The following is a 26,125-nucleotide window of genomic DNA, read 5'->3' as shown; positions in this document are numbered from 1 at the left end:
GCCGTACGGGTCGTACGGTCCGAGCCCGCCCGTCACTGTCCGAGCCGGGTCGCTCGGGGTCCATTCTCCCGTACGCCGACCCCCGATCGACGCGGGGGTGGGAGTCTGTTTGCCCACACCGGGGCGGAGCTTCAGGCGCCGGTGGGGTCCTCGCCCCGGTCCAGGGCCTTCCAGATCTCCTCGGGACGCTCCGGGTCGACCGGGCGGGGGCTGCGCCGGGGGCGGTCCGTGCCGCGCTCGTAGCGGCCGGACATGGCGGGCCAGCGCGAGCCGTAGCGCAGCGCGAGGAGCCCGGCGAGCAGGATCAGCGCGCCGCCGACGGCGGCGGCGTAGGGCCAGGCGGTGTGGCTGAGGGCCTGGACGGTGGCGGAGGTGTCGCCGGTGGTGGCGGCCGCCTTCTCGTCCAGCGCGGAGCCGTCCGCGACCCCGGCGAGCGCGGCGGCGACGATGCCCGCGCCGGAGAGCGTCAGCAGCGCGGCGACGGCGAACCGGCCCGCCCGCCGCACCGCGAACACGGCGACCAGCGCGGCGAGGCCCACGACGGCGAGGGCGGCGGGAACGCCGGTGACGTCGCTGCCCGTGGCGGTCAGCGGGACGTGGCCGCCGGCGACGGTCGCGGTCCCCCCGGCCCAGCGCTGCCGGGTCGCGAGCAGCGCCACGGCCGCGCCGAGCGCGCCGAAGAGCAGGGCGGCGGCGAGGCTGCGCCGGCCGGAGCGGGCGGGCGCGGCGGCTTCGGAACGGGGGTGCGGTACGGCGGTCACGTACTCCACTATCGCCTGAACCCCGGGCGAAGCGTCACCCGGGGTTCCCGCGAACCGGTCACACCGTGCCCAGCCGGTTGGCGGTGTGCACGGCGCGCAGTACGGCCGCCGCCTTGTTGCGGCACTCCTGGTCCTCGGCGACCGGGTCGGAGTCCGCGACGATCCCGGCTCCGGCCTGCACATATGCCGTGCCGTCGCGCAGCAGGGCGGTGCGGATGGCGATGGCGGTGTCGGAGTCGCCCGCGAAGTCGAGGTAACCGACACAGCCGCCGTACAGGCCGCGCCGGGAGGGCTCGAGTTCGTCGATGATCTGCATCGCACGGGGCTTGGGCGCGCCGGAGAGGGTGCCGGCCGGGAAGCAGGCGGTGAGCACGTCGAAGGCGGTCCGGTCCCCGGCGACCTCGCCGGTGACGGTGGACACGATGTGCATCACGTGCGAGTAGCGCTCGATCGACATGAAGTCGACGACCTCCACCGAGCCGGGTTCGCAGACCCGGCCGAGGTCGTTGCGGCCGAGGTCGACCAGCATCAGGTGCTCGGCGCGCTCCTTGGGGTCGGCCATCAGCTCGTCGGCGAGCGCCTGGTCCTCCTGCGGGGTGGCGCCCCGGTGCCGGGTGCCCGCGATGGGGTGCACCATGGCGCGGCCGTCCTCGACCTTGACCAGCGCCTCGGGCGAGGAACCGACCACGTCGAACCCGTCGAACCGGAACAGGTACATGTACGGGGAGGGGTTGGTGGCCCGCAGCACCCGGTACACGTCCAGCGCGCTCGCGGTGCACGGCGTCTCGAAGCGCTGGGAGGGGACGACCTGGAAGGCCTCGCCCGCTCGGATGCGCTCCTTGACGTCCTCCACGGCCGCCCGGAAGTCGGGGCCGCCCCACAGCGCGGTGTACTCGGGCAGCTCGGAGGGCGGCAGCACGGCCGGGGGCTGGGCGACCGGGCGGGCCAGGTCGGCCTCCATGGCGTCGAGCCGGGCGACCGCGTCGGCGTACGCCTCGTCCACGCCGGTGTCGAGGTCGTTGTGGTTGATCGCGTTGGCGATCAGCAGGACCGAGCCCTCCCAGTGGTCCATCACCGCGAGATCGCTGGTCAGGAGCATGGTCAGCTCGGGCAGGCGCAGGTCGTCGCGCTCGCCGGGGCCGATCTTCTCCAGGCGGCGGACGATGTCGTAGCCGAGGTAGCCGACCATGCCGCCGGTGAAGGGCGGCAAGCCCTCCTGGTGCGGGGTGTGCAGGGCCTGGAGGGTGGCGCGCAGCGCGGCGAGCGGGTCGCCGTCGGTGGGGACGCCGACCGGCGGGGTGCCGAGCCAGTGGGCCTCGCCGTCGCGCGTGGTGAGGGTGCCCGCCGAGCGGACGCCGACGAAGGAGTACCGGGACCAGGAGCGGCCGTTCTCGGCGGACTCCAGCAGGAAGGTGCCGGGGCGTTCGGCGGCGAGCTTGCGGTAGAGGGCGACGGGGGTGTCTCCGTCGGCGAGGAGCTTGCGGGTGACGGGGACGACCCGGCGGTCGGCGGCGAGCTTGCGGAAGGTGTCGAGGTCCATGGCGTTCACCGGTCCTCCCCCTTGAGCAGCACGTCGGCGTCGAAGCAGGTCCGGTCGCCGGTGTGGCAGGCGGCGCCCGTCTGGTCGACCTTGACGAGCACGGTGTCGGCGTCGCAGTCCAGCGCGACGGACTTGACGACCTGGACATGGCCGGAGGTGTCGCCCTTGACCCAGTACTCCTGGCGGCTGCGGGACCAGTACGTGCAGCGGCCGGTGGTCAGCGTGCGGTGCAGCGCCTCGTCGTCCATCCAGCCGAGCATCAGCACCTCGCCGGTGTCGTACTGCTGGGCCACGGCGGGGACGAGGCCGTCCGGGTCGCGCTTGAGGCGGGCGGCGATCTCGGGGTCGAGGCCGCTGGGACGGGGGCTGCCGGTCGTACGGGTCATGGGTGCCATTGTGCCGTGCGGTGCCCGGGGTCACGTTCCGTGTCCGCTGCGTGGTCCTCGGGGGTGGCCGTACGCTGAAGTCATGTCGACCTTCGCCAAGCGTGAACGGCTCCTGCTCGCAGACCTCTTGGAAACCGCCGGCCCGGACGCACCGACCCTGTGCGAGGGCTGGACGACCCGTGATCTGGCCGCGCACGTGGTGGTGCGCGAACGGCGCCCCGACGCGGCGGCGGGGATGCTCGCCAAGCCCCTGGCCTCCCGGCTGGACCGGGTGATGGACGAGTACGCGGCCCGGCCCTACGACGAGTTGATCCGGCTGATCCGCACCGGCCCGCCGAAGTTCTCCCCGTTCCGGCTGAAGCAGGTGGACGAGGCGGCCAACACCGTCGAGTTCTACATCCACGCCGAGGACGTGCGCCGCGCCCAGCCGGAGTGGAGCCCGCGCGAGCTGGACCCGGTGTTCCAGGACGTGCTCTGGTCGCGGCTGGAGCGCACGGCCCGGCTGACCGGACGGCAGGCCCCGACCGGCCTGGTGCTGCGCCGCCCGGACGGCCGTACGGTGGTGGCGCACCGGGGCACGCCGGTGGTCACGGCGACCGGTGAGCCCTCGGAGCTGCTGATGTTCGCCTACGGGCGGCAGGACGCGGCCAAGGTGGCGCTGGAGGGCGACGCGGACGCGATCAGCGCCCTGCACGAGTCCCGTCAGCTGGGCCTCTGACGTCCGACGAGAGCGGGGCACCGCCATGATGAGGGTCGCCATGACCGGGGTGTACGTGGACGACGTGGCGCGGGCGCACGCCTTCTACACGGAGGTGCTGGGGTTCGAGACCCGGCTCCACCTGGACCTCGGCGACGGCGTGCTGTTCGTGACGGTGGGCGCGCCCCAGGGCGCCCAGCCGGACCTCCAGTTGCTGCTGGAGCCCGGCGGGGGCCCCATCGCCGAGCCGTACCGCACCGCGCTGTACGAGGCGGGTCTGCCGACCATCGTGTTCGAGGTGGACGACATGCGCGTGGAGTACGAGCGGCTGCGCGCCGCCGGTGTCCGGTTCACCCATCCCCCGCAGGAGCAGGGCCCGGTGCTGGCGGCGGTGTTCGACGACACGGTGGGCAATCTGGTCCAGCTCACCCAGCGGCTGCGCTGACCCCTCAGGCGGGCAGCTCGGCCCGTCTGAGGTGCGGGAAGCACAGCACCACGACCCCGCCCAGTCCGCACACCGCCGCGCTGGCCACGAACACCGGCCCGAGCCCGAAGACGCCGATCGCGGCGGCCGCGAAGGGCATGCTCAGCGGGGCGAGCCCCAGGCTGACCAGGCTGGCGACGGCGGTGATCCGGCCCAGGTAGGCGGGGTCGGCCTGGGTCTGGAGCAGCGCCCCGCACATCGCTCCGCTGAGCCCGGCGAGCAGCCCGACCAGCAGGGCCGTGCCGACCGCCGCGGGGAGCGCCGGGACATAGGCGAGGGCGCCGATGGCGACCGACCCGGCGAGGATCGAGCAGGCGGCCGTCAGCCCGGCTCGCGGAACCCGGCCGCGCACCGCGAGCAGAGCTGAGACGGCGCCCGCGCCGACGCCGAACCCGGCGAGCACCCAGCCCATGCCGGCCGCGCCCCAGCCACGCCGGTCGGCGAGCAGGGTGAGGCCGACGTTGAGGGGGCCGACGAAGCCGAAGTCGCCGAGCGCGATGGCCAGCATCAGCGGGCCGAGGACGCGGTGGCGGCGGACGTACCGCAGGCCGTCCACCAGGCCGGCCCAGGCGGTGCCCGCCTCACGGGCGGTCGCGTCGGCGGGCAGCGGCCTGATCCGGACGGTGATCAGCAGGGGCAGCGAGAGCGCGATGAGCAGTCCGGCCAGGCCGAACGCGGTGGCCGCCCCGCCCATGGCGACGCCGAGTCCGCCGAGCGGGGCGCCGACGACCCCGGCGATCCGGATGGCCAGCCCCCGCAGGCCCTGCACGCGGGCGAGCTGGCCGGGTGCGGTGATCCTGGCCGGGAGCGCGCCGACGGCCGGCATGAAGACGGCGTCGACGGTGCCGAAGACCAGCGCCAGCGCGGCGAGCGGCCACAGTCCGGGTGTGGTGACGAGGAGCAGCGCGGCCACCGCGAGCACGGCCGCGCACCGCACGGCGTCGCTCCCGACGACCACCCGGCGCGGTCCGAACCGGTCCGCGATCACCCCGCCGCCCAGCAGCAGCAGCGCCCTGGGCACCGCGCTGGCCGCCATCACCGCCCCCGCCTCCGAGGGGCTCCCGGCCCGCACGGCGGCCCAGGACAGGGCGATGTAGTAGACGTTGTCCCCGAGCATGGACGCGGTGTACGCGCCCAGCCAGCGCAGCACGTTGGGGTCACGGTGCGCCGCGCGGTCGGCGCCGGTGACGTCCGGCGATATGACGGTGGCGGTCACCGGCCCGGTCCCCTCAGACACGGAACGGGAATCCGTGGATGTGGAGGGCGACGTGTTCGCGTCCCTCGGTGTCTCCGGCGGCCACGGCGGCCCGTCCCTTCTCGTCGTACTTCTTCGCCAGCGCGGTCAGTTCCGCGCGCAGGTCGTCCAGTTCCCCGGCGGTGAGCCGGAGCAGGGACTCGCTGTCGGGGGCGGCCGCGTTCCACTCGGCGCTCCAGGTGGGCCGCTCGTCCAGGTAGCGGCGGTACATCTCGGCGCGCTGCTCGTGGAAGAGCCGGGTGGCGGCCAGGTGGGCGGCGGCCTTCTCAGGGGCGTCCCGGAAGTCCCGGTCGCGGACGCTGATCCCTGTCGAGGCGGGCTGCCACCAGCGTTCGCGGCCGTCGGCGCCCTGGGCCGCCGGTTCCTCGATGAGCCCGTGCTCCGCGAGTTTGCGCAGGTGGTAGCTGACGAGCGAGACCGCTTCGTCGACCTGCTCGGCGAGCTGGGAGGCGGTCGCCCGGTCGGCGACGCACAGCGCGCGGTACAGCCTCATGCGCAGCGGGTGGGCGAGCGCCTTGAGCGTGCCAACGTCGGTGATCGGGAGGTCCCGTTCCTTGTCCGGCATGCCCACACCGTAGATACGAAAGAAAAGTTGCGCAACACTTCTTGCGCAACTTTCCTTTCGTATCGCGCGCCAGTGGGGTGGGGTGGTCAGCGGACCGGGTGGCCCGCGTCCCGCAGGGTCTGCTTGACCTGGCCGATCCGCAGGTCGCCGAAGTGGAAGACGGAGGCGGCCAGGACCGCGTCCGCGCCCGCGTCGACGGCCGGTGCGAAGTGCGAGAGGGCGCCCGCGCCGCCGGAGGCGATGACCGGGACGGAGACGTGCTTGCGGACGGCCGCGAGCATCTCGAGGTCGTAGCCGTCCTTGGTGCCGTCGGCGTCCATCGAGTTGAGCAGGATCTCGCCCGCGCCCAGCTCGGCGGCCCGGTGCGCCCACTCGACCGCGTCGATGCCGGTGCCCGTGCGGCCGCCGTGGGTGGTGACCTCGAAGGAGCCGGACGGGGTGCGGCGGGCGTCCACCGAGAGGACCAGCACCTGGCGGCCGAACCGCTCGGCGATCTCGCGGATGAGGTCGGGCCGCGCGATGGCGGCCGTGTTGACGCCCACCTTGTCGGCGCCGGCCCGCAGCAGCTTGTCGACGTCCTCGGCGGTGCGGACGCCGCCGCCGACGGTGAGCGGGATGAAGACCTGCTCGGCGGTGCGGCGCACCACGTCGTAGGTGGTCTCCCGGTCGCCGGAGGAGGCGGTGATGTCCAGGAAGGTCAGCTCGTCGGCGCCCTCGGCGTCGTAGACCTTGGCCATCTCCACCGGGTCGCCCGCGTCGCGCAGGTTCTCGAAGTTGACGCCCTTGACGACCCGGCCGTTGTCCACGTCCAGGCAGGGGATCACGCGTACGGCCAGGGTCATGCGGACACTCCTCGGAACGCCTCCACCTCGATCTCGACGACCAGGCTGGGGTCCACGAAACCGGAGACGATGATCATGGATGCGGCGGGCCGGACGGTGTCGAACAGCTCCTTGTGTGCGCGCCCCACGTCCTCCACATCGCGGGCATGGGTGATGTACATACGGGTGCGCACCACATCGTCACGGCCGAGGCCCACCTGCGCCAGCGCGTCGAGCGCGACGCGGAAGGCGTTGACGGCCTGCTCGTAGGGGCCGCCCCCGGCGATCTGACCGTCCACGATGGAGGTGCAGCCGGAGACCAGCACCAGACCGTTGGGCAGTTCGACGGCGCGGGAGTAGCCGAACTGGTCCTCCCAGGGCGCGCCGGTGCCGATCCGGCGTACGTCGCTCACCGGGACACCGCCGCGAGGGCCTCTTCCAGGGTGAACGCCTCGGCGTACAGCGCCTTGCCGACGATGGCGCCCTCGACGCCGAGCGGCACGAGGTCGGCGATGGCGCGCAGGTCGTCCAGCGAGGAGACGCCGCCGGAGGCGACGACCGGGCGGTCGGTGGCCGCGCAGACGTTTTTCAGCAGCTCCAGGTTGGGGCCCTGGAGGGTGCCGTCCTTGGCGATGTCGGTGACCACGTAGCGGGCGCAGCCCTCGCGGTCCAGGCGGGCGAGCGTCTCGTAGAGGTCGCCGCCGTCGCGGGTCCAGCCGCGGCCGCGCAGGGTGGTGCCGCGTACGTCGAGGCCGACGGCGATCTTGTCGCCGTACTCGGCGATGACCTTGGCGACCCACTCGGGGGTCTCCAGGGCGGCGGTACCGAGGTTGACGCGGGTGCAGCCGGTGGCGAGGGCGGCGGCGAGGGTGTCGTCGTCGCGGATGCCGCCGGACAGCTCCACCTTGATGTCCATGGCCCCCGCGACCTCGGCGATCAGGGACCGGTTGTCCCCGGTGCCGAACGCGGCGTCCAGGTCGACCAGGTGCAGCCACTCGGCACCCGCGCGCTGCCAGGCGAGGGCCGCCTCCAGCGGGGAACCGTAGGAGGTCTCGGAGCCGGACTCGCCGTGCACGAGGCGCACGGCCTGGCCGTCGCGGACGTCGACGGCGGGGAGCAGTTCGAGCTTGGCCATGGTCTCAGAGGGTTCCGATCCAGTTGGTGAGGAGCTGGGCGCCGGCGTCGCCGGACTTCTCGGGGTGGAACTGGGTGGCGGACAGCGCGCCGTTCTCCACGGCGGCCACGAACGGCCCGCCGTAGGTCGACCACGTCACCGCGGGCGGGGTCATGGCCGCGTTGAGCTGCTCGAAGTCCCAGTCCTGCACGGCGTAGGAGTGCACGAAGTAGAAGCGGCTCTCCGGGTCGAGACCCGCGAAGAGGCGGGAGCCGGCCGGGGCGTCGACGGTGTTCCAGCCCATGTGGGGCACCACGTCGGCCTTGAGCGGGCCGACCGTGCCGGGCCACTCGTCCAGGCCGTCGGTCTCCACACCGTGCTCGATGCCGCGCGCGAACAGGATCTGCATGCCGACACAGATGCCGAGCACCGGGCGTCCGCCGGCCAGGCGCCGGTCGACGACCCAGTCGCCGCGGGCCTCGCGCAGGCCGGTCATGCAGGCGGCGAACGCGCCGACGCCGGGCACCAGCAGGCCGTCGGCGTTCATCGCCTTGTCGAAGTCGCGGGTGATCTCCACCTCGGCGCCCACGCGGGCGAGGGCGCGCTCGGCGGAACGGACGTTGCCGAAGCCGTAGTCGAAGACCACGACCTTCTTCACGTCGCTCAACTCCACACCCCCAGCCGCATGACGCCCGCGACCAGGCACATGGCCGCGCCGATGGAGACCAGCACGATCAGGCTGGTGGGCATCTTCTGCTTGACGAAGGAGATGATGCCGCCGACCAGGAAGAGGCCGACGACGATCAGGATGGTGGACAGTCCGGTCATGGGATTTACAGCGCGCCCTTCGTGGAGGGGAGGATGCCGGCCGCGCGCGGGTCGCGCTCGCTGGCGTAGCGCAGGGCGCGGGCGAGGGCCTTGAACTGGCACTCCACGATGTGGTGCGCGTTGCGCCCGTAGGGCACGTGGACGTGCAGCGCGATCTGGGCCTGGGCGACGAAGGACTCCAGGATGTGCCGGGTCATCGTGGTGTCGTACTCGCCGATCATCGGCGCCATCTTCTCGGGCTCGGTGTGCACGAGGTAGGGGCGGCCGGAGAGGTCGACGGTCACCTGGGCGAGGGACTCGTCCAGCGGGACCGTGCAGTTGCCGAAGCGGTAGATGCCCACCTTGTCGCCGAGCGCCTGCTTGAAGGCGGCGCCGAGCGCGAGGGCGGTGTCCTCGATGGTGTGGTGGGTGTCGATGTGCAGGTCGCCGTCGGTCTTCACGGTGAGGTCGAACAGGCCGTGCCGGCCGAGCTGGTCGAGCATGTGGTCGTAGAAACCGACGCCGGTGGCGATGTCGGTCTTCCCGGTGCCGTCGAGGTCGATCTCGACGAGGACCGAGGTCTCCTTGGTGGTGCGCTGCACGCGTCCTGTGCGGCTCATGCGTCAAGCTCCTTCTTCAGGTCCCGTACCGCGTCGAGGAACGCGTCGTTCTCTTCGGGGGTTCCGGCGGTCACCCGCAGCCATCCGGGCACGCCGTTGTCCCGGACCAGCACCCCCTTGTCGAGGATGCTCCGCCAGGCGCCGTGGGTGTCCTCGAAGCGGCCGAACTGCACGAAGTTGGCGTCGGACTCGGTCACCTCGTAGCCGATGGCCCGCAGTTCGGCGACGAGCCGGTCCCGCTCGGCCTTGAGCTGCTCGACGTAGCCGAGCAGCGTGTCGGTGTGTTCCAGGGCGGCCAGCGCGGTCGCCTGGGTGACGGCGCTCAGGTGGTAGGGCAGCCGGACCAGCTGGACGGCGTCCACCACGGCGGGGTCGGCGGCCAGGTAGCCGAGGCGCAGTCCGGCGGCGCCGAACGCCTTGGACATGGTCCGGGAGACCACCAGGTGCGGGCGCCCCTCGAGGAGCGGCAGCAGCGAGTCGCCGTGGCTGAACTCGACGTACGCCTCGTCGACGATCACCATGGACGGCTTCGCCGCCTGCGCGGCCTCGTACAGGGCGAGAACGGTCTTGGGCGGGACGGCGTTGCCGGTGGGGTTGTTGGGGGTGGTGATGAAGACGACGTCGGGCCTGTGCTCGGCGATCGCGCGCTCGGCGGCGGCCTGGTCGATGGCGAAGTCCGCGCCGCGCGGTCCGGAGATCCAGCCGGTGCCGGTGCCGCGCGCGATCAGCGCGTGCATCGAGTACGAGGGCTCGAAACCGAGCGCGGTGCGGCCGGGCCCGCCGAAGGTCTGCAGGAGCTGCTGGATGACCTCGTTGGAGCCGTTGGCCGCCCAGACGTTCCGGGCGCCGAGGGGGTGGTGGCCGGTCGTGGTGAGGTACCTGGCGAGTTCGGTGCGGAGCTGGACCGCGTCCCGGTCGGGGTAGCGGTTCAGGTTCCGGGCGGCCTCGCGCACCCGCTCCACGATCCGCTCGACCAGCGGTTCGGGCAGGGGGTAGGGGTTCTCGTTGGTGTTCAGCCGGACGGGGACGTCCAGCTGGGGCGCGCCGTAGGGGGACTTGCCGCGCAGCTCGTCCCGAACGGGGAGTTCGTCGATGCCGGTCACTTGGCCCCCGGTACCTTCCAGCCGAAGCGCGCCTTGACCGCCGCGCCGTGCGCGGGCAGGTCCTCGGCCTCCGCGAGGGTCACCACGTGGTGGGCGACCTCGGCGAGGGCGTCCTCGGTGTAGTCGACGATGTGGATGCCGCGCAGGAAGGACTGCACGGACAGGCCCGAGGAGTGGCAGGCGCAGCCGCCGGTGGGCAGCACGTGGTTGGACCCGGCCGCGTAGTCCCCGAGGGAGACCGGCGCCCAGGGGCCGATGAAGATCGCGCCCGCGTTGCGCACCCGGTCGGCGACGGCGGCCGCGTCGCGGGTCTGGATCTCCAGGTGCTCGGCGCCGTACGCGTCGACCACCCGCAGGCCCTCCTCGACGCCGTCCACGAGGACGATCGCGGACTGCCGGCCGTTCAGCGCCGGCACGATCCGGTCGTCGATGTGCTTGGTCGCGGCGACCTGCGTCTTCAGTTCCGCCTCCACCGCCTCGGCCAGGGCGGGCGAGTCGGTGACGAGGACGGCGGCGGCCAGCGGGTCGTGCTCGGCCTGGCTGATCAGGTCGGAGGCGACGTGCACCGGGTCGGCGGTGTCGTCGGCGAGGACCGCGATCTCGGTGGGGCCGGCCTCCGCGTCGATGCCGATCCTGCCGGTGAAGAAGCGCTTGGCGGCGGCGACCCAGATGTTGCCGGGGCCGGTGACCATGTTGACGGGCGGGCAGGACTCGGTGCCGTAGGCGAACATCGCCACGGCGGTGGCGCCGCCGGCCGCGTACACCTCGTCCACTCCGAGCAGGGCGCAGGCGGCGAGGATGGTCGGGTGCGGCAGGCCGCCGAACTCGGCCTGCGGCGGGGAGGCGAGCGCGACGGAGCCGACGCCTGCCTCCTGCGCGGGCACCGCGTTCATGATCACGGAGGAGGGGTAGACCGAGCGGCCGCCGGGCGCGTACAGCCCGACGCGGTCGACGGGGACCCACTTCTCGGTGACGGTGCCGCCGGGGACGACCTGGGTGGTGTGGGGGGTGCGGCGCTGGGCGCGGTGGACCAGGCGGGCCCGGCGGATGGACTCCTCCAGGGCGGCGCGCACGGCCGGGTCGAGGGCCTGGAGCGCGTCGGTGAGCGCCTCCGCCGGGACACGGACGGATTCCAGCCGTACTCCGTCGAACTTCTCCGCGAAGTCGATCAGTGCCGCGTCGCCACGATGATGCACGGCCTCGCAGATCGGACGCACCTTCTCCAGGGCGGCCGAGACGTCGAAGTCGGCTCGGGGCAGCAGGTCGCGCAGGGCGGGGCCCTCGGGGAGGGCGTCGCCGCGCAGATCGATTCGGGAGATCACAGTCCCAATTCTCTCAGACCGGCGCCGGGCCCCGTCCGCGCGTATCAATGGCTGATACAGAACGTGGGACAACCGGCGGCACAGAGCGTGGCCGGAACCAGCGATTTCACCCTCACTTTGTGTGTCGAACCCGTCACTCAACGGGCATGAGCCGGGGAACGACGTGTGGGACGGACGTGGGCGGCGGGCCGGGCGGTGACGCCCGTGGCCGGCTCGCGGGAGAGGAGCCGCGGTGACCGAGGCACTGACGGCGGGTCCGGGCGCCCAGGAGCTGCCGGACGATCTGACCCCGGCCGAGGCGGGCATGTGGCAGGCGTTCCGCAACGGCAGCGTGTACGACCTGAGCAGCGGCGAGCCCGGCGTGGACGATCCGCACGGCGGCGTGCCCTGGGGCCCGGAGCGCAGCGTGCGGGCGCGGGTGGTGTGCTGGCTGCTGCTGGACGGCCCGCCCGCGCTCGCCGGCCGGGTCTCCTCGCTGAAGCTGACCGGGGTGCGGATCACCGGCACGGTGGACCTGGCGGGCGGCACCGTCACGCCGTACATGGAGCTGCGGTGCTGCCGGTTCGACGACGAGGTCCGGGTGCCGGAGGCGCACTTCACGACCGTGCGCCTGGTGGACTGCGCGGTGCCCCGGCTGGAGGCGGCGCGGGTGCGCACCGAGGGCGATCTGCATCTGGCGCGCTGCCGCTTCCGTACCGGCATCCGGCTGACCGACGCCCGGATAGGCACCGACCTGATGCTCAACCAGGCGGTGGCGCACCGGGACCGGAGCGGGCGGTCCATCACGGCGGACGGCATGACGGTCGGCCAGGACCTCCAGGCGGAGATGCTGGAGTCGTACGGCGAACTGCGGCTGCGCGGCGCTCAGGTGGGCGTGTCGCTGAGCCTGCGCGGGGCCCGGCTGTCCAACCCGTACGCCCGGCTCGCGCTGAACGCCCCGCAGCTCACGGTGGAGCGGACCCTGTACCTGACCCCGGCCGCGGTGGGCAGCCCGCTGCTGAGCGGGACGACACCGGCGCGCGGGACGCGGGTGCAGCGGTTCGAGTGCCGGGGCGGGATACGGCTGGACGACGGGCGGTTCGGGGACGCGGTGGACCTGGAGGGGGCGCGGTTCGTGCTCACCGACGACCAGGAGCTGTCGCTGCGCCGGGTGCAGACGCCCGAGCTGCGCTTCCTCGGGGACCGGCCGCCGTCGGGCCGGGTGGTGCTGTCGGGCGCCCGGATCGTCAACCTGGTGGATCACGTGGGCAGTTGGCCGGAGCCGGGGAACCTCCAGATGGGCGGCTTCACCTACGAGAACCTGGTCCCGCGCGGCCCCTTCCCGCTGGCCCACCGGCTGGACTGGGTGGCGGCGGCGACCGCCGAGTACCACCCGGAGCCGTACGAGCGGCTGGCGGCCGTGCTGCGGGCGGCCGGGGAGGACGAGGACGCCCGCGACGTGCTGCTCGCCAAGCACCGCAGACGCCGGGAGACCCTGCCGCTCGCGGCCAAGCTGTGGGGGTACGCCCAGGACTGGACGGTCGCCTACGGGTACCGGCCGGGGCGGGCGGCGCTGTGGCTCGCGGTGCTGTGGGCGGCGGGCACGCTGGCCTTCGCGCACGCCGACCCGCCCCCGGCGCACTCCGAGGACCATCCGGCGTGGAGCCCGGCGCTGCTCACGCTGGACCTGCTGCTGCCGGTGATCGACCTGGGCCAGCTCGACCAGTGGCGGTTGCGCGGTGCGTGGCCGTGGCTGGCGGCGGTGCTGATCATGCTGGGCTGGGTGCTGGCGACGGCGGTGGCGGCGGGGGCGACCCGGCTGCTGCGGCGGAGCTGAGGCGAGGGAGCCGCACGGGGCGCGTGGGGGCTTTTGGGTGGCAGGGGCCTGACAATAGTTGAAAAGCCACCTTTTTGCGGTTCCTTGACCCTCGGCGGCACAACCTTCCACAACTTGCCCCAACCCTCTGGCGCGGGCCCGACCTGCGGACTTTCAATGGTCGGCACCATGGTTCTGCTGCCGGCGTTCCTCCGCCCCACCCGGAAGACACGACGCGCCTCGCGCCCGGACTCCCCCGCACCGGCCGACGACGTCGTCCTCGACGCGCCTGACGACCGCCTCTCCCCCGCCCTGGTCTCGGCCGGGCAGGGCGGGTTCGCGGTCGCCGCCACCCTGCTCGCGGCCACCCGCGCGGCGGCCCAGTGGGAGGAGCGCGACGCCTACGCCACCCGGCTCGCCGCCTTCGCCCGCTCCCGCCCCGAGTGGTTCGAGGCGTGGCGGGCGGCCGACCCCGGCGACCCCGGCGTGCTGCTGGTCGGCGCCCAGCTGGCCGTGGACCGCGCCTGGCCCTCGCCGGGCCGCGCCGAGCTGCTGCGCGAGGCCAGCCCGCTGATCACGGCCGCCGCCCGCGCCGACGACCGCGACCCGGTGCCCTGGCGGATCGCGCTGGACCACGCCCGCGGTTCCCGCGCGGGCCACCGCTACTTCGAGGAGCTGTGGGAGGCGGCCGTACGCCGCGCCCCGCACCACTACGGCTGCCATGTGGCGGCGCTGCGCTACCTGGCAACCTTCTGGCACGGCTCGCACCGCGAGTGCTTCGACTTCGCCGAGCCGGCCGCCCAGGACGCCCCGCCCGGCTCGCTGGTGCAGGCGCTCCCGCTGCGGGCCGCCTTCGGCTACCTCACCGACGCCTGCGGCCCCGAGGTGCCCCGCGAGAGGCTGCTCGCGGCCGCCGACCGGGCGGCGGCGCTCTCCGCCCGTTTCCCGGCCGCCGACCCCCGCCTCGCCCAGGTCCGCAACAAGCTGCTCTACGTCCTGCTGCGCCTGGAGCGCTGGGAGGAGGCCCGCACCCAGCTCGCGCTGATCGGCCCGTACGCCACCTCGTTCCCCTGGAGCCGGGTGTCCGACGACCCGCTCGGGCACTTCCTGCGGCTGCGCGACGCCCTGCTGACCGACGCTCCCCCCGACGCCCTGACCGCCCTGCTCCCCGTCCCGCCGCGCTCCCGCGTCTGAGCCCGGCCGGGGGCCCCGCGGAGGCCGGCCGGACCGAGATCGGTGAGACTGCCGCTGGCGCCGCGGACGCTCCCGCGGGCCGGACCATTAGGCTGGGGCGTCGTGACCACCGCCCGCCTGCCCCTCTTCCCGCTGAACACGGCGCTGTTCCCGGGACTCGTGCTGCCGCTGTCCGTCTTCGAGGAGCGGTATCGCGCCATCATGCGCGAGCTGCTGAAGACCCCGGAGGACGAGCCGCGCCGGTTCGTCGTGGTGGCGATCCGCGACGGCCACCAGCTGGCGCGGAGCGCCACGGGGCTGCCGGACCCCGACGCCGACACCGAGGAGGCCCCGGCCGGCGGCTTCGGCCCCGACCCCCTCAAGGCGCTGCACCGGGTGGCCTGTGTGGCGGACGCCGCGACCATCCGGGAGCGTCCCGACGGCACCTTCGAGGTGCTGTGCACCGGCACCACCCGCGTCCGGATGCTCTCGGTGGACGACTCGGGGGCGTTCCTCACCGCCGAGGTGGAGGAGCTGCCGGAGGAGCCCGGCGACGAGGCGGGCGCGCTCGCCGAGGGGGTGCTGCACTCCTTCCAGCAGTACCAGAAGCGGCTGGCGGGCGCCCATGAGCGCTCCATCTCCGCCGACTCCGACCTGCCGGACGACCCCAGTGTGATCTCCTACCTGGTGGCGGCCGCGATGGTGCTGGACACCCCGACCAAGCAGCGGCTCCTCCAGGCGCCGGACACCGCGTCCCGGCTGCGGGACGAGCTGAAACTGCTTCGCGCGGAGACGGCGATCATCCGTAGTCTGCCGTCGCTGCCCGCTTTCGAGCTGACGCGGGCGCGCACCAGTCTGAACTGAGGGAACAGAAGGCCGGCACCCGCGATGGCGAAGAAGTCCAAGAAGCAGCAGGCGGGCGGCACGCCCGCCACCGTGGCCCTGACCACCGCGGGCGTGGACCACACGGTCCACGCCTACGAGCACGACCCCGCCCACCCCTCCTACGGCGAGGAGGCCGCCGAGGCGATGGGCGTCTCCCCGGACCGGGTCTTCAAGACGCTGGTGGCCGACGTGGACGGCGCCCTGACCGTCGCCGTGGTCCCGGTCTCCGGCACGCTGGACCTGAAGGCACTGGCGGCGGCCGTCGGCGGCAAGCGGGCGGCGATGGCCGACCCGGCGCTCGCCGAGCGCACCACCGGCTACGTACGCGGCGGCATCTCCCCGCTGGGCCAGCGCAAGAAGCTCCCCACCGTGCTGGACGAGTCGGCCGGGGCCCACCCCACGATCTGCGTCTCGGCGGGCCGGCGCGGCCTGGAGGTCGAACTCGACCCGGCCGACCTGGCCACCCTGACGAAGGCCGTCCTGGCGCCCATCGGCCGCGGCTGACCCCTTACGCGGGCGGCGTCCCGTACGGGCCCTGCGGCCCGTGGCCGTAGGGGCCCTGCTCGTACGGGTCGGGGTCGCGGGGGCCGAAGAGGGCCGTCAGGCCCAGGTGGACCAGGAGCGCGCCCAGCGGCCAGGCCAGCAGGGCGCCCTTGGCGCCGAGCCGGAGCGGGGCCGGGAAGGTGACACCGGCGCCGACCGCCTTGGCGTGCGCGATGACGTCCGAGGTCGGGCCCAGCCAGACCCCGAGCCGCCAGGCCAGCAGCGAGGCGAGCAGCCCGCCGGCACCGAGGCCCACCACCAGCGGCACGCCCCCGCGCCGCCGCAGCAGGAACACGAGGACCGCGCTGACCAGGCCGAACGCCAGGCCCAGCAGGGCGAAGGTGCCGTCCACCCCGGCCGCCTGCTCGCCCTCGGTGTCCTTGAGATAGACCACCCAGCTCCGGTCGGTCTCCTCGCCGACGAGCGGCACGTGCGGGGCCAGCCACCACCACAGCAGCCCCAGCAGCACCCCGGAGAGGGCCACCGCCACGGCCACGACGACGGCTTCGCGTACTTCGGTCTTCATACCGGGGCCGTCCTGTCCGTACGGGTCCGCGACCGGTGTCCCGCCCGAGGGGCCCCCTCGGTGCTGATGCGCGAAGTCGTCGTGCGGCGGCGGGGGCGGAGTCAGCGGTGCGGTCACCCTGACATCGTGCCAGGTCGCGTAGCGCGCCGCGTCACCGGACGGCGGCCCTGCGGTAGGCGCGGGTCGCCACGGCCAGCGAGATCACTCCGACGCCCGCGCACACGCCCAGGTCAGCGAGGACCACCGCCCAGTCGGGGTCCGGGCCGAAGGTGTGCGCGTACGCCTCCACCCCGTAGGTCGAGGGCAGCAGGTCGCGGGCGAAGCGCACGACGCCGGGCATCCGGTCGGCGGGCAGCACGCCGAGCAGCAGCGCGGCCGACATGCCCAGCTGGCCGAGGAGCGTGGCGAGTTCGGGGCGCGGGGCGAGCAGCCCGCAGGCGGCGCCGAGCCCGGACAGCGCGGCACCGGCCAGCGGGATCACCGCCAGCAGCACCCACAGATTGGACAGCGGCAGCCCGAACAGCGCGCAGCCCACGACCGCGGTGACCAGCGTCCCCGGCACGGTGAAGGAGGCGTACGCGGCCGCCGCGCCCAGCACCACGGCGGCCGGCGGCACCGGCAGCGTGGCGTAGTGGTCGAGGCCGCCGCTGGCGCGCAACTGGCCGAAGTACTGCGACAGCAGGTTCAGCGCCACGTAGGCGACGACCAGCACCGAGGACCCGGCGACCACGGCCTGCGCCTCGGGCCCGCTGTCCACGACGCCCCGCATCATCACGGCGATGCCGACCGACTGGAAGGTCGCCACGAACAGCAGCGGGATGCGCGCCACCCGGGCCCGCGACAGCTGGGCCCGGTAGACGGCGGCCAGCGACGGCCACAGCCGCACGGGCGGCCCCAGTTCGGCCGCGCGCCGCGTCTGCCCCGGCACGCTCCTCGCGGCGCCCGGCAGGACCTCGGCGGGTACGACACTCACGACGCGCTGCTCCTCTTCCCGACGGCGGCCGGACGGACGTCCCCGAGGGACCATACGGATGCGATTCCGACCGCGCTCACGCCTTCACCAGCCCCTGCCGGGCCGCCCCGCCGAGAGCGAGGTAGACGTCCTCCAGGCTCGGCGTGGCGAGGGTGAAGTCGTCCAGCGCGGCGAAGGCGGCCCCGCCGGTGACGGTGGCGACGGCGGCCCGCGCCTCCTCGGGGGCGAGCCGCAGCGTCCAGCGGCGCCCGGCCTCCACGGCCCGCTCGCGCAGCACGGCGACCTCGGGCACCTCCAGCGGCGCGCGCTCCCGCCAGACCAGCTCGACCCGGACCTCGCCGGAGACCCGCTCCTTGAGGCCGGCCGGGGTGTCGCAGGCGATCACCCGGCCCTCGTCGAGCACGGCGACCCGGTCGAGGACGGTCTCGGCCTCGATGACGTTGTGGGTGACCAGCAGCACGGTGGCGCCCTGCTCGGCCCGGCGCCGGTCGACGGCGGCCCAGACCGCGCGCCGGGCCACCGGGTCCATGCCGGTGGTCGGCTCGTCCAGCACCAGCAGGGGGCGGGCGCCCACCAGGGCGGCGGCCAGGCAGGCGAGCCGCCGCTGGCCGCCGGAGAGCTTCTTCAGCGGACGTCCGGCGATCGGGGCGAGGCCCAGCTCGTCCAGTACGGCGTCGCGTTCGGCGCGGGCGGCGCGTGCCTCCAGGCCGCGCAGCCGGCCGGTGGTCTCGGCGGCGAGGGCGACGGTCAGCTCGTCCAGCGCGGAGGACTCCTGGCCCAGGTAGGCGAGGATGCGGGCGGCCCGCTCGGGATGGCGCACGATGTCGTGGCCCAGGATCTCGACGCTGCCGGAGTCGGGGCGCAGCAGCCCGGTGAGCTGGCGGACCAGGGTGGACTTGCCCGCGCCGTTCGGGCCGAGCAGCCCGAAGATCTCGCCGTGCCGCACGTCCAGGGTCACCTGGTCGGTGGCCCGGATCTCGGGCGCCCCGGCCGCGCCGCGCCGCCCCTTGACGGGCGGATAGGTCTTGCTGAGCGCGCGCACGCGTACGACGTCGTCGTACCTGAGTGGCTCTCCCGCGCGCGTGGTCACGAGGGACGAGACTACGCGGTGCGGCCCCTTTACTCGCCTTTGGGGCACCTCATCTCGGCATCCGCCGGTCAGGGCGCGTTCACTCCCCGGCGGTGGCGTTCTCCGCCGCGGCCGGGACGTCGAACTCCCGCCAGAACCCCGCCCGGATGGCGTAGCGGTCGTGCTCGTCGATCTGGTCGTCCTTGTGGGCGAGCAGGCCGAAGCGGGCCGCGTAGCGCAGCAGCTCGCCGTCGATGCGGTGCGGGATGCGGGGGTACATCGAGGACAGCCGCTGGAGGTGGCCCTGGTCGCCGAGCCGGGCCATCCAGCGGCGGGCGAACACCTGGCCGACCTCGTACGGGTCGCCGCCGACCGTGGTGATGTCCTCCTCGCGGTCCGCCCAGCGCTGCTCGGCGGTGGTGAGCTGGGCCAGGGTCGGCATGGCGGCCACCTCCGGCGGCTCGGCGGGGGTGCCCGGCCGGTCCACCCAGCCCTTGTCGGAGGACCAGCGCAGGGTGGCGCTCGTGGGAGCCTGCGCCGTCGGGGCACCGGAAGCGCGCAGCGCGGCCAGGTCCTTGGGGGTGGGGACGCCCTTGTGGGCGGCGGCCCGGTCCTGGGCGCCGTTCTCCGCGGCAGGGGCGGCGGAGCGGTGCGCGTCGTCCCCGGTGGTGCGTTCGCGGCCGGAGGGTGCCGACTCGGGGAGCGGGGCGGAGAGGATCGCGGCGATCTCGGGGCGCGGTGCCGGGGGCGGGGCGCAGACGCCGGTGAGTTCCTTGGCGCGGACCGCCTTGATGATCCAGGCGCGGTCCAGCACGCGCCGTTCGTCGGCCTCGGCGACGAGGTCCTCGGACTGGTTGTAGTCCCCGTCGGCGGCCTGCACGGCCCAGAGGTGGACGGCGACGCCGTGTTCCTTGGCCGCCATCATGCCGGGCAGCAGATCGCCGTCGCCGGTGACGAGGACGATGTCGGAGCAGGCGCGGTTGCGGGCCAGCTCCGTCAGCTCGGCGTGCATGGCCGCGTCGACGCCCTTCTGCGCCCAGCGGCCGTCGCTTCTGGTCAGGGCGCCGAGCCGGACGGTCACGCGGGGCATCACCCTGAGCCTGCGGTGCTCCGGCTGGGGGACCCGGTCGGGGGCGCCGTCGAACCAGTAGATGCGCAGCAGCGGGCGCCCGGTCTCGGACTCTGCGCGTTCGCGCAGCGCCTGGATGAGCGCGGTGTGGTCGACGATGATCCGGGACCGCGAGGGCTCACCGGCGAGGAGGCTCGCGGCGGCTCCCAGCAGATACCCGGCGTCCACCAGGACGATGCAGCGGTCCACGCGACTCACCCTCTTTCCGGGAGGTATTGCTTCGGCGTTCCTTCGAGTCTGCCCGACCGCGCGGGGGTTAACGGCCGGAACTCGATCTTCGGCGTGGCGTTTCGGGAGCCCGTGTCCCCATCAGCCCTGTCACACACGGTAATTATCCGACATGCGCTTGATGTCAGCGTATGTGAATCTAATTTTGGCCCTGGCCCCTAGACCCCCTTCAGGAGGCAGATCCCCATGGCCAAGAACAAGAACCGCAAGCAGACCGGCCCGAAGAACCGCGCTTCCCAGACCGAGCAGTCCCAGCGCTCGGGCGAGCAGGCCCCCGAGGCGCAGGAGGCCACCGCCCAGATCGCGGGCGGCCAGCAGGACTACACCCGCAAGCAGAACAAGCGCTTCGGCCACAACTGAATCTCGCCCGTGGGCCTTTGAGCCCGCAGCGGGCATACAAAAAGGGGCGCGCCCCAGCGGGGTGCGCCCCTTTTGCTCTGCGTATCGCCTCGCTCCGCCTGCCGCCGGGGTCAGCCGGTCAGACAGGACGGGCCGAGCAGGACCTTCAGGTCGCCGTAGAGGGCGGGGTCGGGCTTGACCCGGTGCCGGTCCAGGCGCAGCACGGTGGTCTTGCGCGGGCCCTGGAGCTTGATGCGGACCTCGCTGTCGCCCTTGTGGTGGGTGAGGATCTCGCCGAGGCGGCTGATCATCGGCGGGGTGACCCGGACCGCCGGGATGGTCAGCACCACGGGCGCGTTGGTGCCCGCGTTGGACAGGTCGGGCACCTGGAGCTCCATGGCGACCAGCCGGGGCACGTCCTCCCGCTTGTCGAGCCGGCCCTTGACGAACACCACGGCGTCCTCGACGAGTTGGGTCGAGACGAGCTGGTAGGTCGCCGGGAAGAACATGCACTCGATGGAGCCCGCGAGGTCCTCCACGGTGGCGATGGCCCAGGCGTTGCCCTGCTTGGTCATCTTGCGCTGGAGGCCGGAGATGATGCCGCCGATGGTCACCACCGCGCCGTCGGAGTGCTCGCCGCCGGTCAGCTGGGAGATGCCCGCGTCGGCCTTGTCGGAGAGCACGTGCTCCAGGCCGAAGAGCGGGTGGTCGGAGACGTAGAGGCCGAGCATCTCCCGCTCCTGGGCGAGGAGGTAGGTCTTCTCCCACTCCTCGTCGGTGAACTGGACGTCCAGTCCGAAGCCGGGCTCGTCGCCGGCGTCGTCGCCCATGCCGCCGAAGAGGTCGAACTGCCCCTCGGCCTCCTTGCGCTTGACCGCGACCACGTTGTCGATCATCGGCTCGTACTGCGCGGTGAGGCCCTTGCGGGTGTGGTTCATCGAGTCGAAGGCGCCGGCCTTGATCAGCGACTCGGTGGTGCGCTTGTTGCAGGCGACCGCCTCGACCTTGTCGAGGTAGTCCGGGAAGGAGAGGTACTTCCCCTTGGTCTTGCGGCCCCGGATGATCGCCTCGACCACGTTGGTGCCCACGTTGCGCACCGCGGAGAGGCCGAAGAGGATCACGTCGTCGCCCTGGGCGGCGAAGTTGGACTCCGACTCGTTGACGTTCGGCGGGAGCACCTTGATGCCCATGCGGCGGCACTCGTTGAGGTAGACCGCCGACTTGTCCTTGTCGTCCTTGACCGAGGTCAGCAGGCCGGCCATGTACTCGGCCGGGTAGTTGGCCTTCAGATAGGCGGTCCAGTAGGACACCAGGCCGTACGCGGCGGAGTGCGCCTTGTTGAAGGCGTATCCGGCGAACGGGACCAGCACGTCCCACAGCGCCTGGATGGCCTCGTCGCTGAAGCCCTTGTCGCGGGCGCCCTTCTGGAACAGGACGAAGTTCTTCGCCAGTTCCTCGGGCTTCTTCTTGCCCATCACGCGGCGGAGGATGTCGGCCTCGCCGAGCGAGTAGCCCGCGATGATCTGGGCGGCCTTCTGCACCTGCTCCTGGTACACGATCAGGCCGTGGGTGACGTCCAGGACCTCCCGGAGCGGCTCCTCCAGCTCCGGGTGGATCGGCGTGATGTCCTGCTGCCCGTTCTTGCGCAGGGCGTAGTTGGTGTGGGAGTTCATGCCCATCGGGCCCGGCCGGTACAGGGCCGAGACGGCGGAGATGTCCTCGAAGTTGTCCGGCTTCATCAGGCGCAGCAGGGAGCGCATGGGGCCGCCGTCGAACTGGAAGACGCCGAGGGTGTCGCCGCGCTGGAGCAGCTCGAAGGTCTTGGGGTCGTCGAGCGGAAGGCTCAGGAGATCGATGTCGATCCCCTTGTTGGCCTTCACCATCTTGACGGCGTCGTCCATGATCGTGAGGTTGCGCAGGCCCAGGAAGTCCATCTTCAGCAGGCCGAGCGACTCACAGCTCGGGTAGTCCCACTGGGTGATGGTCACGCCGTCGGTGTGCCTCACCCACACCGGGACGTGCTCGGTGATGGTCTCGCTGGACATGATCACGCCGGCGGCGTGCACACCCATCTGCCGGACCAGGCCCTCCACACCGCGCGCGGTGTCGATGACCTTCTTCACGTCCGGTTCGTTCTCGTACATCGACCGGACCTCGCCCGCCTCCGAGTAACGGGGGTGCTCGGGGTTGGTGATGCCGTCGATGTTGATGCCCTTGCCGAGGACGTCGGCGGGCATGGCCTTGGTGATCCGGTCGCCCATCGCGTACGGGTAGCCCAGCACGCGCGCGGAGTCCTTGATCGCGTTCTTGGCCTTGATGGTGCCGTAGGTGCCGATCATGGCGACCTTGTCGGCGCCGTACTTCTCGGTCACGTACCGGATCACCTCGACGCGCCTGCGCTCGTCGAAGTCGATGTCGACATCGGGCATCGAGATGCGCTCGGGGTTGAGGAACCGCTCGAAGATCAGGCCGTGCGGGATCGGGTCGAGGTCGGTGATGCCCATGGCGTAGGCGACGATCGAACCGGCCGCGGAGCCTCGGCCGGGGCCGACCGCGATGCCGTTGTTCTTGGCCCACATGATGAAGTCGGCGACCACGAGGAAGTAGCCGGGGAAGCCCATCGAGATGATGACGTCCATCTCGTACTCGGCCTGCTTCTGCCGGTCCTCGGGGATGCCGCCGGGGAAGCGGCGCTCCATGCCGCGGCGCACCTCCTCCTTGAACCAGGTGACCTCGGTGTAGCCGTCCGGGATGTCGAACTTGGGCATGAGGTTCTTGGCCTCGAACATGCCCGTGGTGTCGACCATCTCCGCGACCAGGAGGGTGTTGGCGCAGCCCTCCTGCCAGGCGTCGGAGGAGTCGATGGCGTACATCTCGTCCGTGGACTTCAGGTAGTAGCCGGTGCCGTCGAACTTGAAGCGGCCGGGCTCGGAGAGGTTCTTGCCGGTCTGGATGCACAGCAGGGCGTCGTGGGCGGCCGCCTCGTGCGCGTAGGTGTAGTGCGAGTCGTTGGTGACCAGCGGGGGGATGCCGAGCTTCTTGCCGATCTCCAGCAGGCCGTCGCGGACCCGGTGCTCGATGTCGATGCCGTGGTCCATCAGCTCCAGGAAGTACCGGTCCTTGCCGAAGATGTCCTGGTAGTCGGAGGCGGCCTTGAGGGCCTCGTCGAACTGACCGAGCCGGAGGCGGGTCTGCACCTCGCCGGAGGGGCAGCCGGTGGAGGCCACGATCCCCTCGGACCACTTGGAGATGGTCTCCTTGTCCATCCGGGGCCACTTCTGCAGCCAGCCCTCGGCGTACGCGTCGGAGGACAGCCGGAAGATGTTGTGCAGGCCGGTCTTGTTCACCGCCCACATCGTCTTGTGGGTGTAACCGCCGGAGCCGGAGACGTCGTCCCGCTTCTGGTGCGGCTGGCCCCACTGGATCTTGCGCTTGTTGCGCCGGGACTCGGGGGCGACATACGCCTCGATCCCGATGATCGGGGTGATCCCGGCCTTCTTCGCGGAGTGGAAGAAGTCGTACGCCCCGTGCAGGTTGCCGTGGTCGGACATGGCGATGTGCGTCATGCCCATCTCGTTGCAGGCGTTGAACATGTCCTTGAGCCGCGCGGCACCGTCCAGCAGCGAGTACTGGGTGTGGACGTGCAGGTGCGTGAAGGGCGGCTTCGACACGGTTTCGGCCTCCGGATGAACAAGAAGGGGACAGCGAGGAAGTCTATGCCCCGGCACTGACACCGCCGGGCCCGGTCCGCGTACCTTCAGGTGGGAACCGGGCACTCCGGCGCGGCGTCGCCCGTTGTGGACGGGGGGCGCGGCGGTACGGCTCCTCCCGTGTTCCCGCTCACCTCACGCACGATCCCGCACCAGGAGGCACCCCGCGATGCCGGTTTCCCAGCTCAGTGACGAGCAGCGCGGCGAGGAGATCCTCGCCGTCTTCGACACCGCCTTCGGCCGGCTGCTGGCCGCGGACCCGGCCGCGTTCCGGGTGAAGTTCCGCAAGATGGCCGCGAGCGCCTTCGCCTTCTACCGGGGCACGGCCGGCCTCTTCTACCACGACCTGGACGCCGAGAAGCGGGGCGGCCCGTACCTGGACGAGCGCACCTCGCGGGTGTGGGTGCACGGCGACCTGCACGCCGAGAACTTCGGCACCTACATGGACTCCAACGGCCGCCTGGTCTTCAACGTCAACGACTTCGACGAGGCGTACGTCGGCCCCTTCACCTGGGACCTCAAGCGCTTCGCCGCCTCCATCGCGCTGATCGGGTACGCGAAGGCGCTCAGCGACGAGCAGATCACCGAGCTGGTGACCGTCTACGCGGTCGCCTACCGCGAGCGCGTCCGCGCCCTGGCCACCGGCGCCAAGGACGACGAGGTGCCGCCCTTCACGCTGGACACCGCCCAGGGCCCGCTGCTGGACGCGCTGCGGGACGCCCGCTCGCTGACCCGGTTCGGGCTGCTGGAGTCGATGACGGAGATCCGCGACTTCGAGCGCCGGTTCGCGCCGGGCGGCGGCTCGGTCGAGCTGGACGCGGCCACCCGGTACAAGGTGCTGGCCGCCTTCGACGGCTATCTGGAGACGCTCCCGGACACCTCGCTGGCCCGCCCGGAGTCCTACCGGGTCAAGGACGTCGTGGGCCGGCGGGGCATCGGGATCGGCTCGGCCGGGCTGCCCTCGTACAACATCCTGCTGGAGGGGGCGACGGACGCGCTGGAGAACGATGTGGTGATCTACATCAAGCAGGCGCAGACCCCGGCCGTCTCCCGGCACATCACGGACCCGGCCATCGCCGGTTACTTCCAGCACGAGGGCCACCGCACGGTGATCTCCCAGCGCGCCCTGCAGGCGCACGCCGACCCGTGGCTGGGCTGGACCGAGCTGGACGGCGCGGGCCAGCTGGTCGCCGAGATCTCGCCGTACGCGGTCGATCTGGACTGGAGCGACATCGACGACCCGGAGGAGATCGCGGCCGTCGTCGCCGACCTCGGCCGGGCCACGGCCACCATGCACGCGGCGGCGGACGAGACCACCTCGGGCGAGTCCCTGGTGCCGTTCTCCACCGAGCGGGCCATCGACGCCGCCATCGCGGGCGACGAGGAGGGGTTCGCGCCCCTGCTGGTGGACTTCGCGCACAGCTACGGCGCCCGGGCCCGCGCCGACCACCAGACGTTCCTGGACCTGTTCCGCAACGGCCGGATTCCGGGGCTGTGACCGGCGCACACCCTTTACGGGTGTCTCACAGCGGTCCGTGACACACTCTCCTCTCGCTATGGACATATCCGGGACCCAGCTCAGAGCCGTGCGCGCGGCGCTGTTCACGGCCTTCACCGTGACGCTCAGCACCGCGTCGCACGTGCTGCTGTCCCGGTCCCCACTGCCGGTGGCGGCCGTCCTCACGGTCGCCGCCGGGGTGTTCACCGCCGCGTACGCGCTGGCGGGCCGGGAGCGCGGCTTCGGCTCGATCGCGGCCCTGCTGGTCCCGCTGGAGCTGGCCGCCGACACCATGTTCACCACCGGCCAGCACGCCTGCTACGGCCGGGCCGGCGGCCCGGTCACCGGTCCGCTGCACGCGGTGGGCCTGGACCTGCTGTGCCGGGGCGGCGCCATGGGCGGCCCGCTGGCCCGTGTGCCCGGCTCCCCGGACCGCGCGGGCGCGCTGCTCGCGCACCCCGACCCGGCCGCCTCCTGGCTGCTGCTCGCCGCGCACATCGGGGTGGGGCTGCTGGCCGCCGCCTGGCTGCGCCGGGGCGAGCGGGCCCTGGCCGCGCTGGTCCGGGCCGTCGCCGCGACCACGTTCCGGCCGCTGCTGCTGGCGGTGGCCGCCGGTGCGGTCCGGCCGGCCCCGGCCCGCCGGACGCCTGGCCCGGCGCCACGTCCGGCCGCCGCGCGGACCGCCCTGCTCCTCGCGCACTCCCTGGGACGGCGCGGACCGCCGTGCTCCCCCGCGCTCGCCCACCCCTGAGCGACACCGGGCACGACCCCGTTCCCCACAC

27 protein-coding genes are annotated in these 26,125 nt (G+C 72.8%); 9 read left to right on the top strand and 18 right to left on the bottom strand.

Annotated elements, in window-relative coordinates:
- Positions 1–131 precede the first annotated feature (131 nt).
- The 3 genes from EV284_RS15925 to hisI are packed head-to-tail and all read right to left on the bottom strand — an operon-like array spanning position 132 to position 2,687.
- Complete coding sequence (locus tag EV284_RS15925) at positions 132–770, bottom strand: TIGR02234 family membrane protein (protein WP_130334462.1); 639 nt, start codon at positions 768–770, stop codon at positions 132–134.
- A gap of 49 nt (positions 771–819) precedes the next feature.
- The gene (locus EV284_RS15920) at positions 820–2,301 is read right to left on the bottom strand and encodes an anthranilate synthase component I (protein ID WP_130334780.1); all 1,482 of its coding nucleotides are present in this window, start codon (positions 2,299–2,301) and stop codon (positions 820–822) included.
- Positions 2,302–2,306: 5 nt separating this feature from the next.
- Positions 2,307–2,687, bottom strand: a complete 381-nt coding sequence (gene hisI / locus EV284_RS15915; protein ID WP_130334460.1) for a phosphoribosyl-AMP cyclohydrolase — start codon at positions 2,685–2,687, stop codon at positions 2,307–2,309.
- Positions 2,688–2,769: 82 nt separating this feature from the next.
- Here hisI and EV284_RS15910 point away from each other — a divergent pair, with 82 nt between their 5' ends.
- Both EV284_RS15910 and EV284_RS15905 read left to right on the top strand, forming a co-directional pair.
- Positions 2,770–3,405 (top strand): TIGR03085 family metal-binding protein, encoded by a 636-nt coding sequence (locus EV284_RS15910; RefSeq protein ID WP_130334458.1) that lies wholly within the window; start codon positions 2,770–2,772, stop codon positions 3,403–3,405.
- Positions 3,406–3,430: 25 nt separating this feature from the next.
- Positions 3,431–3,829, top strand: coding sequence for a VOC family protein (locus EV284_RS15905; protein WP_130334456.1), 399 nt, complete (start codon positions 3,431–3,433; stop codon positions 3,827–3,829).
- Between the two features lie 4 nt (positions 3,830–3,833).
- Here EV284_RS15905 and EV284_RS15900 read toward each other — a convergent pair whose 3' ends face one another.
- The 10 genes from EV284_RS15900 to hisD all read right to left on the bottom strand — a co-directional run bounded on the left by EV284_RS15900 (position 3,834) and on the right by hisD (position 11,475).
- Positions 3,834–5,084, bottom strand: a complete 1,251-nt coding sequence (locus tag EV284_RS15900; protein WP_130334454.1) for an MFS transporter — start codon at positions 5,082–5,084, stop codon at positions 3,834–3,836.
- A 13-nt stretch (positions 5,085–5,097) separates the two neighbouring features.
- Positions 5,098–5,688 (bottom strand): helix-turn-helix domain-containing protein, encoded by a 591-nt coding sequence (locus EV284_RS15895; RefSeq protein WP_130334452.1) that lies wholly within the window; start codon positions 5,686–5,688, stop codon positions 5,098–5,100.
- 86 nt (positions 5,689–5,774) lie between these two features.
- The gene (gene hisF, locus EV284_RS15890) at positions 5,775–6,530 is read right to left on the bottom strand and encodes an imidazole glycerol phosphate synthase subunit HisF (protein WP_130334450.1); all 756 of its coding nucleotides are present in this window, start codon (positions 6,528–6,530) and stop codon (positions 5,775–5,777) included.
- Positions 6,527–6,922, bottom strand: coding sequence for a RidA family protein (locus tag EV284_RS15885; protein ID WP_130334448.1), 396 nt, complete (start codon positions 6,920–6,922; stop codon positions 6,527–6,529). The genes hisF and EV284_RS15885 overlap by 4 nt, the downstream gene beginning before the upstream one ends.
- Complete coding sequence (priA, locus tag EV284_RS15880; protein WP_130334446.1) at positions 6,919–7,644, bottom strand: bifunctional 1-(5-phosphoribosyl)-5-((5-phosphoribosylamino)methylideneamino)imidazole-4-carboxamide isomerase/phosphoribosylanthranilate isomerase PriA; 726 nt, start codon at positions 7,642–7,644, stop codon at positions 6,919–6,921. Before priA ends, EV284_RS15885 begins: the two co-directional genes overlap by 4 nt.
- A gap of 4 nt (positions 7,645–7,648) precedes the next feature.
- On the bottom strand, positions 7,649–8,296 hold the full coding sequence (gene hisH / locus EV284_RS15875; RefSeq protein WP_130334444.1) for an imidazole glycerol phosphate synthase subunit HisH: 648 nt from the start codon (positions 8,294–8,296) through the stop codon (positions 7,649–7,651).
- Positions 8,287–8,451 carry a hypothetical protein gene (locus EV284_RS32695; protein ID WP_030810044.1) on the bottom strand — a complete coding sequence of 55 codons (165 nt, stop codon included), beginning with the start codon at positions 8,449–8,451 and terminating at the stop codon, positions 8,287–8,289. The genes hisH and EV284_RS32695 overlap by 10 nt, the downstream gene beginning before the upstream one ends.
- Before the next feature lie 5 nt (positions 8,452–8,456).
- Entirely contained in the window at positions 8,457–9,050 is a 594-nt protein-coding gene (hisB, locus tag EV284_RS15870; RefSeq protein WP_026248532.1) for an imidazoleglycerol-phosphate dehydratase HisB, read from the bottom strand.
- Positions 9,047–10,153 (bottom strand): histidinol-phosphate transaminase, encoded by a 1,107-nt coding sequence (locus tag EV284_RS15865; RefSeq protein ID WP_130334442.1) that lies wholly within the window; start codon positions 10,151–10,153, stop codon positions 9,047–9,049. The genes hisB and EV284_RS15865 overlap by 4 nt, the downstream gene beginning before the upstream one ends.
- Entirely contained in the window at positions 10,150–11,475 is a 1,326-nt protein-coding gene (gene hisD / locus EV284_RS15860) for a histidinol dehydrogenase (protein WP_130334440.1), read from the bottom strand. The genes EV284_RS15865 and hisD overlap by 4 nt, the downstream gene beginning before the upstream one ends.
- 244 nt (positions 11,476–11,719) lie before the next feature.
- Here hisD and EV284_RS15855 point away from each other — a divergent pair, with 244 nt between their 5' ends.
- From EV284_RS15855 to ybaK, 4 genes are all read left to right on the top strand, one after another.
- Complete coding sequence (locus EV284_RS15855; protein WP_130334778.1) at positions 11,720–13,291, top strand: oxidoreductase; 1,572 nt, start codon at positions 11,720–11,722, stop codon at positions 13,289–13,291.
- 156 nt (positions 13,292–13,447) lie between these two features.
- A complete protein-coding gene (locus EV284_RS15850) occupies positions 13,448–14,464 on the top strand; it encodes a hypothetical protein (RefSeq protein WP_207229044.1) in 1,017 nt (338 codons plus the stop codon).
- Between the two features lie 102 nt (positions 14,465–14,566).
- Entirely contained in the window at positions 14,567–15,307 is a 741-nt protein-coding gene (locus EV284_RS15845) for an LON peptidase substrate-binding domain-containing protein (RefSeq protein ID WP_130334435.1), read from the top strand.
- Between the two features lie 24 nt (positions 15,308–15,331).
- Entirely contained in the window at positions 15,332–15,832 is a 501-nt protein-coding gene (ybaK, locus tag EV284_RS15840) for a Cys-tRNA(Pro) deacylase (protein WP_130334433.1), read from the top strand.
- Between the two features lie 4 nt (positions 15,833–15,836).
- Here the strand turns inward: ybaK and EV284_RS15835 are convergent, their stop codons facing one another.
- The 4 genes from EV284_RS15835 to EV284_RS15820 form a co-directional block, all read right to left on the bottom strand.
- Entirely contained in the window at positions 15,837–16,514 is a 678-nt protein-coding gene (locus tag EV284_RS15835) for an AAA family ATPase (protein ID WP_130334431.1), read from the bottom strand.
- Between the two features lie 34 nt (positions 16,515–16,548).
- Positions 16,549–17,370 (bottom strand): ABC transporter permease, encoded by an 822-nt coding sequence (locus EV284_RS15830; RefSeq protein ID WP_130334429.1) that lies wholly within the window; start codon positions 17,368–17,370, stop codon positions 16,549–16,551.
- A gap of 76 nt (positions 17,371–17,446) precedes the next feature.
- Positions 17,447–18,460: an ABC transporter ATP-binding protein gene (locus EV284_RS15825; RefSeq protein ID WP_130334427.1), complete on the bottom strand. Its 1,014-nt coding sequence runs from the start codon at positions 18,458–18,460 to the stop codon at positions 17,447–17,449.
- A 79-nt stretch (positions 18,461–18,539) separates the two neighbouring features.
- Complete coding sequence (locus EV284_RS15820; protein ID WP_130334425.1) at positions 18,540–19,757, bottom strand: NYN domain-containing protein; 1,218 nt, start codon at positions 19,755–19,757, stop codon at positions 18,540–18,542.
- Between the two features lie 225 nt (positions 19,758–19,982).
- On the opposite strand from EV284_RS15820, the gene EV284_RS32690 reads away from it, so the two are divergent.
- Entirely contained in the window at positions 19,983–20,156 is a 174-nt protein-coding gene (locus EV284_RS32690; RefSeq protein ID WP_165425532.1) for a hypothetical protein, read from the top strand.
- Between the two features lie 110 nt (positions 20,157–20,266).
- Here EV284_RS32690 and dnaE read toward each other — a convergent pair whose 3' ends face one another.
- Positions 20,267–23,806, bottom strand: coding sequence for a DNA polymerase III subunit alpha (gene dnaE / locus EV284_RS15815; RefSeq protein ID WP_130334423.1), 3,540 nt, complete (start codon positions 23,804–23,806; stop codon positions 20,267–20,269).
- Between the two features lie 208 nt (positions 23,807–24,014).
- Here dnaE and EV284_RS15810 point away from each other — a divergent pair, with 208 nt between their 5' ends.
- Both EV284_RS15810 and EV284_RS15805 read left to right on the top strand, forming a co-directional pair.
- Positions 24,015–25,343: a DUF2252 domain-containing protein gene (locus tag EV284_RS15810; RefSeq protein ID WP_130334421.1), complete on the top strand. Its 1,329-nt coding sequence runs from the start codon at positions 24,015–24,017 to the stop codon at positions 25,341–25,343.
- A 58-nt stretch (positions 25,344–25,401) separates the two neighbouring features.
- The gene (locus EV284_RS15805) at positions 25,402–26,094 is read left to right on the top strand and encodes a hypothetical protein (RefSeq protein ID WP_130334419.1); all 693 of its coding nucleotides are present in this window, start codon (positions 25,402–25,404) and stop codon (positions 26,092–26,094) included.
- The last annotated feature ends 31 nt before the right edge of the window (positions 26,095–26,125 follow it).

Source organism: Streptomyces sp. BK022 (assembly GCF_004217355.1).
Taxonomy (GTDB): Bacteria; Actinomycetota; Actinomycetes; order Streptomycetales; family Streptomycetaceae; genus Streptomyces; species Streptomyces griseoluteus.
Note: the sequence above shows the minus strand (reverse complement) of the source record. Positions and strands in the feature narration are given on the sequence as shown.